Here is a 14756-nt window from a genome sequence, read left to right as displayed (position 1 = left end):
GCCGGACCGCTCCTACTGGCTACGTCGGTCGGTTCAATACCCGCGCGCGAAGTCCACTTCCCCGCGCAATCCCAACCCCGCCTGATACGCCCGCAGGTTCTCGACGAACAACCGCACCATCGCCACGGGCGAGGTGGGCGCCGAGCTGTGCCCGGTCAACAGCAAGCCCCAGGCCGTCCAGAACGGATGCCGCTGGGGCAACGGCTCCTGTCGGCAGACATCGATCACCGCCCCGGCCAGATGGCCTTGTTTCAAGGCCTCGACCAGATCGGCGTCGACCACCGCCACGCCGCGCCCGGCATTGATGAACAACGCGCTGGGCTTGAAGCACTTGAACAGCGCAGCGTCGTACAGATCATGGGTCGCTGGGGTGTCCGGCAGCAGGTTGAGCACGTAGTCGGCCTGCGCCACCATACGCGGCAATGCCTCGAGCCCCGCCACTTCAACGAACGGCGCCTGCTCGCGTGCGCTGCTGGCAACGCCATACAAGGTCACGCCGAACGGCACGAGAAACTCGGCCACCCGCTGGCCGATATCGCCTGTGCCAACCACCAGCACCCGACGTCCTTCCAGGGAGCGCCCAGGGCGATCGTCCCAACGGCGCTCGACCTGACTGACCAGGCGCGCCAGCACGTCGCGCTCGTGAATCAGCATGTAGGTGAGCATGTATTCGGCCATCACCTGGCCGAAGATACCGACCGCACGGGTCAGGCGGTAATCACGCGGCAGGCCCTTGGCCAGCAGCGGCGTGATCCCGGCCCAAGTGGACTGTATCCAGCGAGGCGCATGGCCCTGACGCAGCAGACTGGCCAGCAGATCGGGTTGGCCCAGCCATACCGGGCAGTCAGGCGCCAGACGCGACAGTTCGGCGGAGTCGCCGCTGGTCACGATATCCAGCTCCGGCGCCGCCTCGCCCAGCAGGCGGGCATAGTTGGCATGATCCTGTTCAGCGATCAAAACGCGCATGTAGAAGACAACCTTGGCAAACGACGAAGGCGACCCGGTAGACGGGCCGCTTGGCGAACGATGGGGACCGAGCCGGGATCAGGCCGGGTCGTTGCGGCGCAGCAGCTCTTCAGGCAGGTGCTCGATGTAGTCGTCCTCGGGCGGCGGCATCTGCAGGTGGTAACCCTGGTTGTCGAGGTTCTCCAGGACCTTGGCGATGTCCTCGCGGGCCAGCTTGCGCTCGGGGGTCAACACCAGGTCGAAGGCATGCACCGGGGTGCCGAAGAAGGGCATCAGGCCCTCGGGCACACGCTCCAGGCCTTCGGCCTTGAGCACGTAGAGGTACATTTCGTTCTTGCGGGGGCTCTTGTAGATCGAGCAGATACGTTTCATCAGGATTCTCCGGCACCTGCCAGGCTGTCCAGCAGGGCCTGGCCCATGCGCTCGCGACGCCAGCCGCGCAGCGAATCGGGCAGTTGATAGGGGCCATTGGGGAAGCCGCTCTTGAGCAGGGCTTCGAGGGTTTTCTTGCGCAGCATCAGTTCCGGGGCGATGCCCAGACGCTCACCTTCGGCCTGGCCGACCGCGCGCAGGCGCTTGAGAATGCCGGAGGCCTCGATCGGCAGCGGCTCGGGCAGGGCTTGGGGCCATTGGTCGGCCGGCAGGTTTGCGGCGCGCTTGATCAGGCCCAGCAGGAACTCACCGTCCTGGCGGATGGTGCGCGGGTGCATGTCGTCGATCCGGGCCAGGGCCGACAGGTTGTCCGGCTGGCTCTTGGCCATCGGCCACAGCGAGTGCTCGCGCAGCACGCGGTTGCGCGGCACGTCGCGGCTGCGGGCCTCTCGCTCGCGCCAGGCGCACAGCTCGCGCAGCACCGCCAGTTGCTGGGGGGCCAGCTTCCAGGCGAGCTTCACATCGCGGTAGAGCGACTGCGGCTCGACTTCGCGGCGCAACTGGGCAACCAGCTCGGCGCCGTCTTCCAGCACCCAGGCGTACTTGTCGTCCGACAGGCGCGGGCGCAGGGCACTGAACAGCTCGGCCAGGTGCACGGCATCTTCGGCGGCATAGCTGACCTGGGTTTCGGACAGCGGTCGCTGCAGCCAGTCCGAGCGGGTTTCCCCCTTGGGCAGCTCGATGCCCAGCACCTCTTGCACCAGACGCGAGTAGCCCATGGAGAAGCCGATATTCAAGTAGCCGGCGGCCAGCTGGGTGTCGAACAGCGGTTGCGGCAGTTTGCCGGTCAGGCGCAGGAGCACTTCCAGGTCTTCGCTGCAGGCATGCAGCACCTTGACCACGCCGTTGTCCTCGAGCAGATCGGCCAACGGCTGCCAGTCGCGGATCAACAAGGGGTCGATCAGAAAGGCCCGGTTGCCTTCACCGACCTGGATCAGGCCGGCCTTGGGATAGAACGTGTCGACCCGCATGAACTCGGTGTCGAGGGCCACGAAGGGCAGCTCGCGCCAGCCCTGGCAGTGTTCGGCCAGGGTCTGGTCATCTCGGATCCAGTGTATTTCGATGCCCACGAGGCTCTCCCACAAATAATGGCGCGCAGTATATACGGCGCGGGCATTGGGGGTGAAACCTGCGCCATCCTTGGTTTGATCAACGGTCGGCTGTCATCCACGGCCGGCAGCTGGCGAACAGATCCATCGATTGCTGGTAGACCTCGGTGCGCACTTGCAACAGGCCGAGCATCGAATGGAACAGGTTGTCCTGGCTCAGCGGCGCGTCACGCAGGCGGCCCAGGCAGTCGGTGTCGAGGGAGAAATCCTGCCGATAGCTGTCGGAGAACCACACCAGCAACGGCACATGGCGCTGTTGCTCGGGCGCCAGCATGTAGGGCGTGCCGTGCAGGTACAGGTTGTATTCGCCCAGCGATTCGCCATGGTCGGACAGGTAGATCATCGCGGTGTCGACCTTGTCCTGGCGACTGCGCAAAAGATCGATCAGCGAACCCAGCACCTGGTCCGTGTAGGCCAGGGTGTTGTCATAGCTGTTGACGATGGCCTGCTGGTCGCACTGGTTCAGGGCGTTGCTCTGGCACACCGGGGTAAAGCGTTTGGCGCTGGCCGGGTAGCGCTTGTAGTAATCCGGACCATGGCTACCCATCTGGTGCAGCACCAGCACGGTGTCCTGGCTCAAGTTGTCGATCAGCTCGCCCAGGCCCTGCAGGAGGATCTCGTCATGGCACTCGCCATCGGCGCACAGCGTGGGGTCCTTGAGGTTGCTGACATCGACGAACTGCACCCGGTCGCAGGTACCCTTGCACCCGGACTGGTTGTCGCGCCACTGCACGCTCAGGCCTGCGCGCTGGAGGATGTCCAACAGCCCTTCGCGGTTCTTGGCCACACGAGCGTCGTAGTCCTTGCGCGGCATGCCAGAGAACATGCACGGCACCGACACGGCGGTTTCGGTGCCGCACGAATGCACATCGCTGAAGGCCAGCAGACCCTGTTCTTGACGCAGGCGTGGCGTGGTATCGCGTCCATAACCCAGCACACCGAAGTTCTCGGCCCGGGCGCTTTCCCCCACCACCAGCACGGTCAGCGACTTGCGTTCGTGGCGCTGCCAGGCCGCGGTGTCACGCTTGGCGTCCTCGCCGTAGGACTGGAACGGCCGCGCGGCACTGCCCAGGCGCTCGCTGACATAGCCGAACGAAGCGCCGACGATGTTGCTGGGGGTGAGCATCAGGCGGATTTCGTGGTGGTTACGAAACAGCGAAGACAAGCCCTGGTAGTTGACCAGCGCTACCGAGCCCAGGGCCGCCACACAGGCACCGCTGACCACCAGCTTGCCCAACAGCTCGCGATGCCAGGGCCGGTAGGCGATCTTGGTTTTCCACAGCAGCACCGACGGCAGGATGCCGAGCAAGCCGATGTAAAGGGCGAACTTGATCGAGAGCAGGTCGCGCACTTCGGCGACATTGGTCTCGGCCATATTGCGGAACATGCCCGTGTCGATCAGTACGCCGTACTGGTTCATGAAATAGGCAACGCCCGCGCCACTCATGAACAACACGATCAACAGCGGCTTGAGCACATACTTGAACGCCACCAGCGTCAACAGCAGGTTGAACGCGAACAGCATCAGCACAGCGAAGGCCAGCAACAGCCACATCCCCACCATGCCGGGCGGCACAACGGTTTCCAAGTGAGCCCAGAGCGCGGTATTGAACCCGATCAACAGGTACAGACTGGCCAGCAACGTGACCCATTCGGCCCGCAGTGTTTTGATGTTCAAGGTGATGTTCGCAGTCAAGAATTAAGATCGGCCCACGCACCTGGCTGGGCACCGGGGAAGTTGGCCGAACTCTAGAAAGCGCACCATCAATATTTTGTGAAAAAGACGCCAACAAAGGGTTGGCTGATATCTTTTTAATATTAAATGAATTTCATTTTTACTTGGCGGCCAGGTGGAGCTTGGCGTAAGGCTCGCGCTCGATATCCTGGACCTCCACGCACAGCTGGATATCCAACCCTTCTCGGGCGGTAATCACATCGCGCAGCACCTCCAGCAGGCTCGCGGACAACTGCTTCTTCACCTCTGCCGACCGCCCGCTGAGAATCGCCAGACGTACATGGGCAAACGCCCGCTCGACCGGTGCGGTGCCCACCCGGTACTGGGCGAAGGCCTGGGCACGGCTCTTGATGTCCAGCTCGTCGGCAAACTGACCGCTGCCCACCAGGGTGTGGTTCAGGCGCATCAGCAGCAGATCGACGTTCAGGTCGGCCAGGTTGTCGCTGTATTCCAGGTTCAGATGAGGCATGGCGCGGGTTCCAGGTCATGGCAGGAGTGCCACAGCCTACTCCAGTCCCGCAACCGGGCAAAGGCGACTATCCTCAAGGTTCAGGACTTTTTGCCAACCCCTGACCCGAGGTGAAGAAATGCCAGTCCCGCATGATCTGCTCGCTGACCTGCACATTTCCGCTGACGATTTCCAGGCGCTGATCGACAAGGACCAGACGCTCCATCAACTGCACAAGGAGTACAACGCCAAGGACAAGGAAGTGGTGGCCGCCGAAGGCAACGGTACCGCAGACGATGCGGTGAACCGCTTGCGCAAGGAGCGGCTGTTGATCAAGGACAAGATCGAACGGATCGTTCATCCCGCCAGATGACCTCCCCCTTCAAAACCCTCCGCGGGTGAACCCGCTCCCACCGGTGCGGCGAAAGCCTGTGGGAGCGGGTTCACCCGCGAAAGCGCCCAGACATTTGACGCAAGCGGTTGCCGTTACACCTCGGCCGATGCCTTGAGTCCGGTATCCAGATCCTCGATCAAGTCGCGGTAATCCTCGATACCCACCGACAGGCGCAACAGGTTTTCACTGATGCCCATCTGCCCCTTCTGTTCGGGGCTCAGGGAGTTGTGAGACATGGTCCAGGAGTGGTTGATCATGCTCTCCACCCCACCCAGCGAATCGGCCAGGACAAAGATCGACAGTGCCTCCACCAGGCGGTTGACTGCGGCCCGATCGCCCTTGATCTTCATCGCCACCACCGCACCGCCAGCACGCATCTGGCGCTTGCACAGGTCATGCTGCGGATGGCTTTCGAGCTCCGGGTAGTACACCTGCTCGACCTGCGGATGCCCTTCCAGGAACTGGGCCACGCGCAGGGCGTTGGCACACTGGCGCTCCATGCGCACGTCGAGGGTCTTGAGCCCACGCAGGGCCAGGTAGCAGTCGAACGGCCCCTGGATCGCCCCCACGGCCATGCTGATCCGGCGCAGGCGCTTGAGCAGCTCGTCATTGGCAGCCACCACCACGCCGCCGATCAGGTCGGAGTGGCCACCGATGTACTTGCTCGCCGAGTGCATCACCAGATCGACGCCCAGAGTGATCGGCCGCTGGTTCCAGGGCGAGCAGAAGGTGTTGTCGATGCAGGTGAGGATGCCGCGTTCACGGGCCAGCGTGCACACTGCCTGGATATCCACCAGGTGCAGCAACGGGTTGGTCGGCGATTCGATCCAGATCAATTGAGTCTCGGGACGGATGGCAGCGGCCACGGCGTCCAGGTCGTTCAGGTCGACGTAGGTGGTGGTCAGGCCCGAGGTGCGGCTACGGTAGTCCTCCAGCAGGCGGAAGGTGCCGCCGTACACGCCGTTCATCACCACCACATGGGCGTCCTTGGACAGCAGCTCCAGCACCGTGGCCGTGGCGCCGACACCCGAAGCGGTGGCGACCGCGCCCACGCCCTCTTCCAGGGCGGCGACGCAGGTTTCATAGGCATGGCGAGTGGGGTTGCTGACCCGGCTGTAGGCGTATTCGGGATGATCATCCAGGCCGCGCTTGATGAACGAACTGGTGGTGACGATGGCCGGGAAGATGGCGTTGTCGGCGACACTGGTCTGCTCGCCGGCGTGAATGGTACGGGTGGCGAAATTGCGCGGCTTGTTGTCGGACATGGTCGGGTCCATTGACGATGATGAGGGAGGAAGGCGCCACTATGGCATATCTGCTGCCCATCGCCGAGCGAGGGATGAATCTATCGCTGGAGCTGCCTGGCTATTCTCGTGGTTCTACCAACGCGCTAATCTCGAGAAACTTTTTCTCAACGTGCGCCCAAGACCGCTATGGACAGTTTCGACCAACATATCCTCACCCTGCTCCAGCGCGATGCCTCCATCTCCCTCAAGGACCTGGCCGAAGCGGTCAACCTCTCGACCACGCCCTGCTGGAAGCGGGTCAAGCGTCTGGAGGACGAGGGTTTCATCCGTGGCCGCGTCGCCTTGCTCGACCCCGAGAAGCTGGGCCTGGGGCTGACCGTGTTCGTCCAGCTCAAGACCCAGCGTCATGACAGCGCCTGGCTCGAGCAATTCGCCAAGGTCGTGACCGGGTTCGAGGAGGTGATGGAGGTGTACCGCATGTCCGGCGACTGGGACTACATGCTGCGGGTGGTGGTGGGCGATATCGCCGCGTACGACCGCTTCTACAAGAAGCTGATCACCAGTACCGACGGCCTGTCGAACATCACCTCGAGCTTTGCCATGGAACAGATGAAATACACCACGGCGTATCCGGTGCACCGATGAATGCCAGGGGCTGCTTTGCAGCCCCCGCTCCTCACCCGGCGTAGCTCACCTCGATCCGATTCCCCGGTTTGGCCTTTTCGAACTTGATCGCCACGAACTTCGACGTCGGGGTGTAGGTCCCCTCGCCATAGCTGTCCAGCGGCACCAGCGGGTTGGTCTCTGGGTAGTAGGCGGCCGCCTGGCCCTCGGGCAGGTCATAAGCCACCAGGCGGAAGCCCGATACCCGTCGTTCGCGGCCGTCTTCCCAAAGCGACACCATGTCCACGTGCTCGCCAGGCTCGAAGCCCAGGCGGCGGATGTCGGCCTCATTGACGAACACCACCTCGCGCAGGCCGAACACGCCCCGATAGCGGTCGTCCAGGCCGTACAGGGTGGTGTTGTACTGATCGTGCGAGCGCAGGGTCTGCAGGATCAGGTCCGGCTTGTCGCCACGCGCCAAGACCTGGGCGTTGACCAGCTGTTCAGGCAATGCGCTGGGCGTGAACTGGGCCTTGCCGGTGGCCGTGTTCCACTCGCGCCTGGCCGCCGCGTTGCCCAAGTGGAAACCTCCCGGTTGTGCCAGACGCGCGTTGAAGTCGGCAAAGCCTGGGATCACATCGGCGATCAGGTCGCGGATGCGCGCATAGTCGCCAACGGCCCACGTCCAATCGATCGGGTGTTTGCCCAGAGTCGCCTGGGCCATGCCGGCAATGATTGCCGGCTCCGAGCGCAGGTGTGGAGAGCGGGGTTTGAGCTGCCCGTGGGAGATATGCACCATGCTGAAGGTGTCCTCGACCGTGACGCCTTGCGGGCCTTCGGCCTGCAGGTCGATCTCGGTACGGCCCAGGCACGGCAGGATCAACGCGTCGCGGCCGGTCACCAGGTGCGAGCGGTTGAGCTTGGTGGAGATCTGCACGGTCAGCGCACAGTTGCGCATCGCCGCGTGGGTGCGCGGGGTATCGGGTGTGGCCTGGGCAAAGTTGCCGCCCAGACCGATGAACACCTTGGCGCGCTGTTCTTCCATGGCCTTGATCGCCAGCACGGCGTTATGACCATGGGCACGGGGAACCTTGAACTGGAAGCGTTTTTCCAGGGCATCGAGCAGACGCGCCGGGGGCTTCTCGTCGATGCCCATGGTGCGGTCGCCCTGCACGTTGCTGTGGCCGCGCACCGGCGACAGGCCCGCGCCTGGCTTGCCGACGTTGCCGCGCAGCAACTGCAGGTTGACGATCTCCTGCACGGTCGGCACCGAATGGCGATGTTGGGTCACGCCCATGGCCCAGCACATGATCACCCGCTCGGCCTTGCGGTACATGCGCGCGGCCAGTTCGATCTCGGCCAGGTTCAGGCCGGACTGTTCGACGATGTGCTCCCAGGAAGTCGCGTCCACTGCTGCCAGGTAGGCGTCCACGCCATCGGTGTGCTCGGCGATGAAGGCATGGTCGAAAACCGCCGGCTCGCCCTTGGCCTGGGCCTCCCGTTCCCACAGCAGCAGGAACTTGGCAATGCCACGCATGACCGCCATGTCGCCGCCCAGGGCCGGGCGGAAATATGCAGTGTTGGTCGGTTCCGAGCCGTTACTGAGCATCTCGAACGGGTGCTGCGGATGCTGGAAACGCTCCAGGCCCCGCTCCTTGAGCGGGTTGAAGCACACCACCTGGGCGCCACGCTTGACCGCCTCACGCAGCGGCTCGAGCATGCGCGGGTGGTTGGTGCCAGGGTTCTGGCCGATGACGAAGATCGCGTCGGCTTCTTCCAGATCATGGAAGACCACGGTGCCCTTGCCCACGCCCAAGGTGCTGGACATGCCCACGCCGCTGGCCTCGTGGCACATGTTCGAGCAGTCGGGGAAGTTGTTGGTGCCGAAGGCGCGCACGAACAGCTGGTACAGGAACGCCGCCTCGTTGCTCGCCCGGCCGGAGGTATAGAACTCAGCCTGGTCCGGCGATTCCAGCGCGTTGAGGTGCCGCGCGATCAGCGCGAAGGCCTCGTCCCAGGTGGTTTCCACGTAATGGTCGGTGGCCGCGTCATAGCGCATGGGGTGGGTCAGGCGGCCTTGGTACTCGAGCCAGTAGTCGCTTTGCTCGGCCAGGGCGCTGACGCTGTACTGGGCGAAGAACGCCGGGTCCACCGAACGCCCGGTGGCCTCCCAGTTGACGGCCTTGGCGCCGTTCTCGCAGAACTTGACCATGTCGCTTTCCGGCGACTCGCCCCAGGCGCAACCGGGGCAGTCGAAGCCGCCATTCTGGTTGGTCTTGAGCATCATGCGCAGGTTCTTGAAGGCGTTCTCGCTGCCCAGCCAGGCCTTGGTCACACTCTTGAGCGCACCCCAGCCCGCGGCGGGGCCGTTGTAATCCCTAATGTGGTTGTCTTCGCTCATGGGGTCCTCGGGCGCTTGAAAAATGCACCGGCAATGGATGTCCGGCTTTTTTCCAGCCTATGAAGAGCGGCCCCACCGCGTCCAATCGATATGCCTGACAGCGTGATAAACGGTTTCGATCAAGACTCGCAGGCCTTGTATTTCGTGGCCTGCAGCCATGATAGAGGAGACTGATCGTTTAGTCGGGGAAAGCAATTTGACGGGGGTGCGCACAGGTTATAGCTTGGAATGAGTCCGCGGCGCCGCGCCGCTTCACCCAACCTGCAGAGCACGATCGTGGAAGAAAACACCCGGGCACTGATCGACGGATTCAATCGGCGTATCGACTATCTGCGGATGTCGGTGACCGACCGCTGCGACTTCCGTTGCGTCTACTGCATGGCCGAAGACATGCAGTTCCTGCCACGCCAGCAGATTCTCAGCCTCGAGGAGCTGTATCAGGTGGCCGAGCGCTTCGTCGCCCTGGGGACCCGCAAGATCCGCCTGACCGGTGGCGAGCCCCTGGTACGCCAAGGCATCGTCGAGCTGTGCACACGCATCGCCGCCCTGCCAGGCCTGCGCGAACTGTGCCTGACCAGCAACGGCTCGCAACTGGGCCGCCTGGCCCAGCCGCTGTTCGACGCTGGCGTGTCACGCCTGAACATCAGCCTGGACAGCCTCGATGCCGAGCGTTTCCGCAGCCTGACCCGCACGGGGGATCTGAACCAGGTGATCGCCGGCATCGACGCCGCGCGCAGCGCTGGTTTCCGCCGTACCAAGCTCAACTGCGTGGTGCTCAAGGGCCGCAACGATCATGAAATCGTCGACCTGGTGCGCTTTGCCGTTGATCGTGACCTGGACATCTCCTTCATCGAGGAAATGCCACTGGGTGTGATCAACGAGCATGAACGCGGCGAGTCCTACTGCTCCAGCGACGACGTGCGCGCACGCATCGCCGAGCATTTCACCCTGGTCGAGTCGGCCGAATCGTCCCAAGGCCCGGCCCGCTACTGGCGTTTGGCCGAAGCACCACAAACCCGGGTCGGTTTCATCTCGCCCCACAGCCACAACTTCTGCGCCACCTGCAACCGCGTACGCCTCACCGTCGAGGGCCGCCTGCTACTCTGCCTGGGCAACGAGCACTCGATGGACCTCAAGCAGATCCTGCGCGCCCACCCAGGCGACGCCGAGCGCCTGGAGCAGGCCATTCGCGATGCCATGCAGCTCAAGCCCTACCGCCACCATTTCGAGGTCGGCGGCGAGGTGCAGATCCTGCGTTTCATGAACATGACCGGCGGCTGACCGGCCGCCTCTGGAACACCATGATCGTCCATCCCCGCCCCGATGTGCTGCGCGTGCTCTTCACCCTCAAGGGGTCGATCGTCAAGCGCATCGCCCTACGCTGCCTGATGGTGACTGTGCTGGCCGCGCTGATCGTGTTGGTCGAGCATCACTTCCCGGCGTTCTTCTACCCGGTCAGTGCCACGCCCTTCACGCTGCTGGGCCTGTCGCTGTCGATCTTCATGAGTTTTCGCAACAACGTCTGTTACGACCGTTGGTGGGAGGGCCGCAAGGCCTGGGGGCAGTTGCTCATCGAGACCCGCTCGTTCATCCGCCAAAGCCAGGCGATCGATGACGAACACCTGCGCGCCCGGCTGCTTCGCGGGCTGTGTGGCTTTGCCCATGCCCTGAACGCGCGCCTGCGCAACGAAGACGAACTGCGGGCTGCCGGCCCCTGGCTGGACGAAGCCCCACGCGCAGGCTCGTACAACCCTTGCGATGCCATCCTGCGAGAAATCGGCGAAGTGTGCTCGCGCCTGGCGCACGACAAGCAGATCAGCGAATGGCGCTATACCTTGCTGGAACAGCGCCTGGTGGGGATGTCGCAGGTGCAGGCGACCTGCGAACGGATCAAGACCACGCCGATGCCCTTCCCCTATACCTTGCTGTTGCACCGTACCAGCTACATCTTCTGCCTGTTGTTGCCCTTCGCCCTGGCCGAACCCCTGGGCTGGCTAGCCCCGGCGTTCACCACCATCATCAGCTACACCTTCTTCGGCCTGGACGCCATCGGCAACGAGCTGGAAGACCCCTTCGGACGCGACGAAAACGACCTACCGACCGACGCCTTGGTACGCACCGTCGAGCGCGACGTGCTCTCGGCACTGGGCCACGAGCCGCTACCACCGGCGTTGATGCCCGTCGATCATGTGCTGAGCTGAGCAACTCTCGCGGGCCACGCCACGTACCCTGTGCGGGTTCACCCGCGAATACATCAGTGGATCCATCACCGCATTCGCGGGTAAACCCGCTCCCACAAGTGTCAATTGCACATACCCGATACAGCGCATGAACCGCTATCGCTGGTGCTGATGCCAGCCGATCAGGTGTTGAGCTGAACCACTGCCGTGAGCCACGCCACAGACCCTGTGGGAGCGGGTTCACCCGCGAATACGTCAGTGGATCCAACACCGCATTCGCGGGTAAACCCGCTTCCACAGGCGCCAGCCCGCTTGTCTACCCCCGGCTTTCGCAGGCCCCCACCGCCTTGAGGTGGGGGACGAAATTGCATGGCCGGTGCCGCGCGTCCAGTTGCTCCACCAGAATGCCTTCCCAGGCCGTGCGGCAGGCTCCGGTCGAGCCTGGCAGGCAGCAGACCAAGGTGCCGTTGGCCAATCCGGCCAGGGCCCGGCTCTGTACGGTCGAGGTGCCGATATCGAGGATCGACAACGCCCGGAACAACTCACCGAAGCCATCGATGCGCTTGTCCAGCAAACACTCCACCGCCTCCGGCGTGCTGTCGCGCCCGGTGAATCCCGTGCCGCCGGTGATCATCACCACCTGCACCTGATCATCGGCGATCCATTGGGCAACCTGGGCGCGGATCTTGTAGAGATCGTCCTTGAGCAGCGCTCGCGCCACCAGGCGATGCCCGACCTCCACCGCCCGGGTGGCAAGCAGCTCGCCCGAGGTGTCATTATCAAAGGTGCGGGTATCGCTGACGGTCAGCACGGCGACATTGAGCGGTACGAACACCGCATCCGGTTTCACACTCACCTTGGGTTCCTCTGCGTAGGGCATTGTCCCGCCACGCTAGGGCCTAGCCCCGGGCGGCGTCCAATCGATATGGCAAACCGCATTATCGAGGGTGTCTATCAGACCCCAACGCCATCAAGGTGAATGCGTCAACAGTGTCAGCGCGTGGCTCGCCATGCCCTGACAACCACAGGCCAATCGGTGCCCTTGCAACACGACGGGGATGCCGTTCAAGCGTCGGTTCGGGTGCCCTTCGATAAAAGCGAACTCCCCCTTGTGCAAGGGGCACCTGGCCTTGTCACCGACCACGGCCGGCGTCTGACCGTTGAGCGTATGGGAACCGGCCAGTTGGCAGGCCACTACACGACCACCGCTGCTGATAGGGTCGCCCAGGCAAACAGGCGCGCTCATCCGGGAGAACCGTAGCTGAACGGGTCCTGGCCACGCGTCTTGCGGTTCTTCGCTTTGCGCGCTTCATCCGGTGGGCGGACCATCTGCACCGTCAGGCTGCCATCAGCGCCGGCATACACCACCGCACTCGTGCCACCCTCCAGGTAACTGGCGATGGTCGCCAGGTTGATCTGCACCAGCGCACCGCTGACACCGGTATTGCCCAGGCGTCGGCCGATGTCATAGCCCTCCTCCACGTTGCCAATGTCCAGGCCATGACCGTCGGTGTTGAGTGCATGCAGGGCGTTGGTGAGGGCGATTTCCGCTTCGAGGTTATGGGTGGTGTCGTAGAACACCCGCACGGGCTCATGGCCCTTGGGCAAGGTTTCCAGCGCTTGCAACCAACCGGCTTGCAACGCCTTGGCCTGCAACGCGGGCTTCAGGCGCTTGCCGTTTTCATCCTGCATCGGCACTTTGATCGGGCGGTGCAGATAACCCAATACTGGCGAGGCGTCGAACTCTTTGACCTGGTGTTGGGCCCAGCGGATGGGCAACCACGGGGACGGCTCGAAATGACCGGGGCCTCGGTTGCTGATGGTTTGCCAGAGTTCGGGGAGTTTGGATTGCCAATAGGCGGTGGACATGGTGCCTGGGCCATAGGGGCGCTCAATCCCCTCCGCACGCTTGGCCTCTTCATATACCTTTCTGAACTGAGGCGAGTACTTCCAGTAAAAGGCCCAGAGCTTGCCCAAGTCCGTGTTTTTGTTTTGGTTGTTCTCGGCTTCATCGACAGCGGAAAAACGAATGTACCGATCCACGCGATCTGACCGGGCAAGCAGTAATCCCGCCGCGTTCTCGTATACGGTCGGCACGACGTGGCCATTTTGCAATCCTAGCGTGCCTGCCACGCGTAAACTGTTGCGTTTAATGTCACCGTCCTCACTTACTATCAACGCCTGTGGCACCTTCACGTTGGCATCAAAGAACGTAAACAACCGCTCAATCATGTGTTGTGCATGGGTGGTGTCCTCAGCCTCTTGCCACAAAAAAAGTGTTACCCCTAAGGTGGCGGCATTTCGTCCACCCAAAATATTAGCCGCAGCGCCTGTATCAGATGGCTGCTTAGGGGGACCTATACTGAAAACGGGGATAGGCCAATAAGCGACTGACTCCCCTGCCGAGTGTTTAAATGCCAAGCGAGACTTTATATTCCGAGAGCTCCGTCTCGATGTTAAGGACGCTTCATACGATTTGGGATCGCGTGAGTATATCGACGCGAAATTATTATTCTTATCCTTGATAAACTTCCAAATTCTAGTCTGAGCATCTCGGTGAATCGCCACCCCTGCACCCCGTATTTCCAATGAAAACGTGTGTGCGGGCGCTGACTCCTGCTCCGCGAGCGCAGCCAAAAGCTCGCGCCTATAGGCAGCCTGCTTGGCCTTTTCGCTCGCCAAGGCATTGAGCCACCAATGGATGCTAAAAACCAAGGCTACGATACCGATAGCGGTTGAAACGCCCAAAGCCAGCAGCGGCTTAATATCACGCTGTACCATGTTGAATTCCTGTACCTTTGGATAAGCGTTCATCAAGTAACCGAACCAAAGCATAAACAGCACGCCGGCCAACCAAAGATAAGGTCCGAGAGAGGGACGCGCACTATCGTTTACCTTATCTCCCTTCACCACGCGCTCCTTCTTTATCGAGTCCAGTCATTAAGGACGGAGGCGTAAGAGATACCAAGTCAGTGGAAGGAAATTCACCTTCCACATAATAGAAATGACACGCTTCTACCAAGGCCTTTGTTTCACCACTGAGTTTTTTCCAACCAGGCAATTTAACAACCTCATCAAATCGCTCACTGTCTAGCTTCCAATCCGCAATCGCCACCAACACCTCCCGCAGCTGCGGATCATTCAGGCAATGCGCCTGCCCCACCGCAATATCCATGGCCGTCACCCAACGGTGGTTCTCCGGGCTGCGCAACACTGCCGAGTGGTAGCTGTTCGTCTCCAG

General features: G+C 62.4%; 15 protein-coding genes. 4 read left to right on the top strand and 11 right to left on the bottom strand.

Annotated features, from left to right (window positions below; translation table 11 throughout):
- Nucleotides 1-33: 33 nt before the first annotated feature.
- The 5 genes from ACNFCH_RS17575 to ACNFCH_RS17555 all read right to left on the bottom strand — a co-directional run bounded on the left by ACNFCH_RS17575 (nt 34) and on the right by ACNFCH_RS17555 (nt 4711).
- Nucleotides 34-966 (bottom strand): D-2-hydroxyacid dehydrogenase, encoded by a 933-nt coding sequence (locus tag ACNFCH_RS17575; protein ID WP_416743212.1) that lies wholly within the window; start codon nt 964-966, stop codon nt 34-36.
- A gap of 78 nt (nt 967-1044) precedes the next feature.
- Nucleotides 1045-1338, bottom strand: a complete 294-nt coding sequence (locus ACNFCH_RS17570) for a YcgL domain-containing protein (protein ID WP_070093285.1) — start codon at nt 1336-1338, stop codon at nt 1045-1047.
- On the bottom strand, nt 1338-2468 hold the full coding sequence (gene rnd, locus ACNFCH_RS17565; protein ID WP_337159830.1) for a ribonuclease D: 1131 nt from the start codon (nt 2466-2468) through the stop codon (nt 1338-1340). Before rnd ends, ACNFCH_RS17570 begins: the two co-directional genes overlap by 1 nt.
- Before the next feature lie 79 nt (nt 2469-2547).
- A complete protein-coding gene (locus tag ACNFCH_RS17560; RefSeq protein WP_416743211.1) occupies nt 2548-4185 on the bottom strand; it encodes a phosphoethanolamine transferase in 1638 nt (545 codons plus the stop codon).
- 157 nt (nt 4186-4342) lie between these two features.
- Nucleotides 4343-4711, bottom strand: coding sequence for a 5-carboxymethyl-2-hydroxymuconate Delta-isomerase (locus ACNFCH_RS17555; RefSeq protein WP_337159826.1), 369 nt, complete (start codon nt 4709-4711; stop codon nt 4343-4345).
- 118 nt (nt 4712-4829) lie between these two features.
- Here ACNFCH_RS17555 and ACNFCH_RS17550 point away from each other — a divergent pair, with 118 nt between their 5' ends.
- Entirely contained in the window at nt 4830-5063 is a 234-nt protein-coding gene (locus ACNFCH_RS17550; protein ID WP_043215824.1) for a YdcH family protein, read from the top strand.
- A gap of 113 nt (nt 5064-5176) precedes the next feature.
- Here the strand turns inward: ACNFCH_RS17550 and ACNFCH_RS17545 are convergent, their stop codons facing one another.
- Nucleotides 5177-6361: a trans-sulfuration enzyme family protein gene (locus ACNFCH_RS17545; protein ID WP_416743210.1), complete on the bottom strand. Its 1185-nt coding sequence runs from the start codon at nt 6359-6361 to the stop codon at nt 5177-5179.
- 156 nt (nt 6362-6517) lie between these two features.
- Here ACNFCH_RS17545 and ACNFCH_RS17540 point away from each other — a divergent pair, with 156 nt between their 5' ends.
- On the top strand, nt 6518-6976 hold the full coding sequence (locus ACNFCH_RS17540) for an Lrp/AsnC family transcriptional regulator (protein WP_070093290.1): 459 nt from the start codon (nt 6518-6520) through the stop codon (nt 6974-6976).
- A gap of 31 nt (nt 6977-7007) precedes the next feature.
- On the opposite strand, the gene ACNFCH_RS17535 is transcribed toward ACNFCH_RS17540, so the two are convergent.
- Nucleotides 7008-9335, bottom strand: a complete 2328-nt coding sequence (locus ACNFCH_RS17535) for an FdhF/YdeP family oxidoreductase (RefSeq protein WP_337159820.1) — start codon at nt 9333-9335, stop codon at nt 7008-7010.
- Nucleotides 9336-9611: 276 nt separating this feature from the next.
- Between ACNFCH_RS17535 and moaA the strand changes: the two genes are divergently transcribed.
- On the top strand, nt 9612-10616 hold the full coding sequence (gene moaA / locus ACNFCH_RS17530; protein ID WP_337159941.1) for a GTP 3',8-cyclase MoaA: 1005 nt from the start codon (nt 9612-9614) through the stop codon (nt 10614-10616).
- A 20-nt stretch (nt 10617-10636) separates the two neighbouring features.
- Nucleotides 10637-11536 carry a bestrophin family protein gene (locus tag ACNFCH_RS17525; RefSeq protein WP_337159818.1) on the top strand — a complete coding sequence of 300 codons (900 nt, stop codon included), beginning with the start codon at nt 10637-10639 and terminating at the stop codon, nt 11534-11536.
- Between the two features lie 295 nt (nt 11537-11831).
- On the opposite strand, the gene moaB is transcribed toward ACNFCH_RS17525, so the two are convergent.
- The 4 genes from moaB to ACNFCH_RS17505 form a co-directional block, all read right to left on the bottom strand.
- The gene (gene moaB, locus ACNFCH_RS17520) at nt 11832-12395 is read right to left on the bottom strand and encodes a molybdenum cofactor biosynthesis protein B (RefSeq protein ID WP_254170971.1); all 564 of its coding nucleotides are present in this window, start codon (nt 12393-12395) and stop codon (nt 11832-11834) included.
- A 90-nt stretch (nt 12396-12485) separates the two neighbouring features.
- Nucleotides 12486-12761: a PAAR domain-containing protein gene (locus tag ACNFCH_RS17515; RefSeq protein WP_081337479.1), complete on the bottom strand. Its 276-nt coding sequence runs from the start codon at nt 12759-12761 to the stop codon at nt 12486-12488.
- A complete protein-coding gene (locus ACNFCH_RS17510) occupies nt 12758-14425 on the bottom strand; it encodes a type VI lipase adapter Tla3 domain-containing protein (RefSeq protein ID WP_416743209.1) in 1668 nt (555 codons plus the stop codon). The genes ACNFCH_RS17515 and ACNFCH_RS17510 overlap by 4 nt, the downstream gene beginning before the upstream one ends.
- Nucleotides 14412-14756 (bottom strand): effector protein Tle3 domain-containing protein (locus ACNFCH_RS17505; protein WP_416743208.1); only part of this gene is annotated, 345 nt, incomplete at its 5' end. The genes ACNFCH_RS17510 and ACNFCH_RS17505, both read right to left, overlap by 14 nt.

This window comes from Pseudomonas sp. NY15354 (assembly GCF_048068075.1).
GTDB lineage: Bacteria > Pseudomonadota > Gammaproteobacteria > Pseudomonadales > Pseudomonadaceae > Aquipseudomonas > Aquipseudomonas guariconensis_C.
The sequence above is the reverse complement of the archived record's forward strand: the minus strand, read 5'-3'. Positions and strand labels throughout refer to the sequence as shown.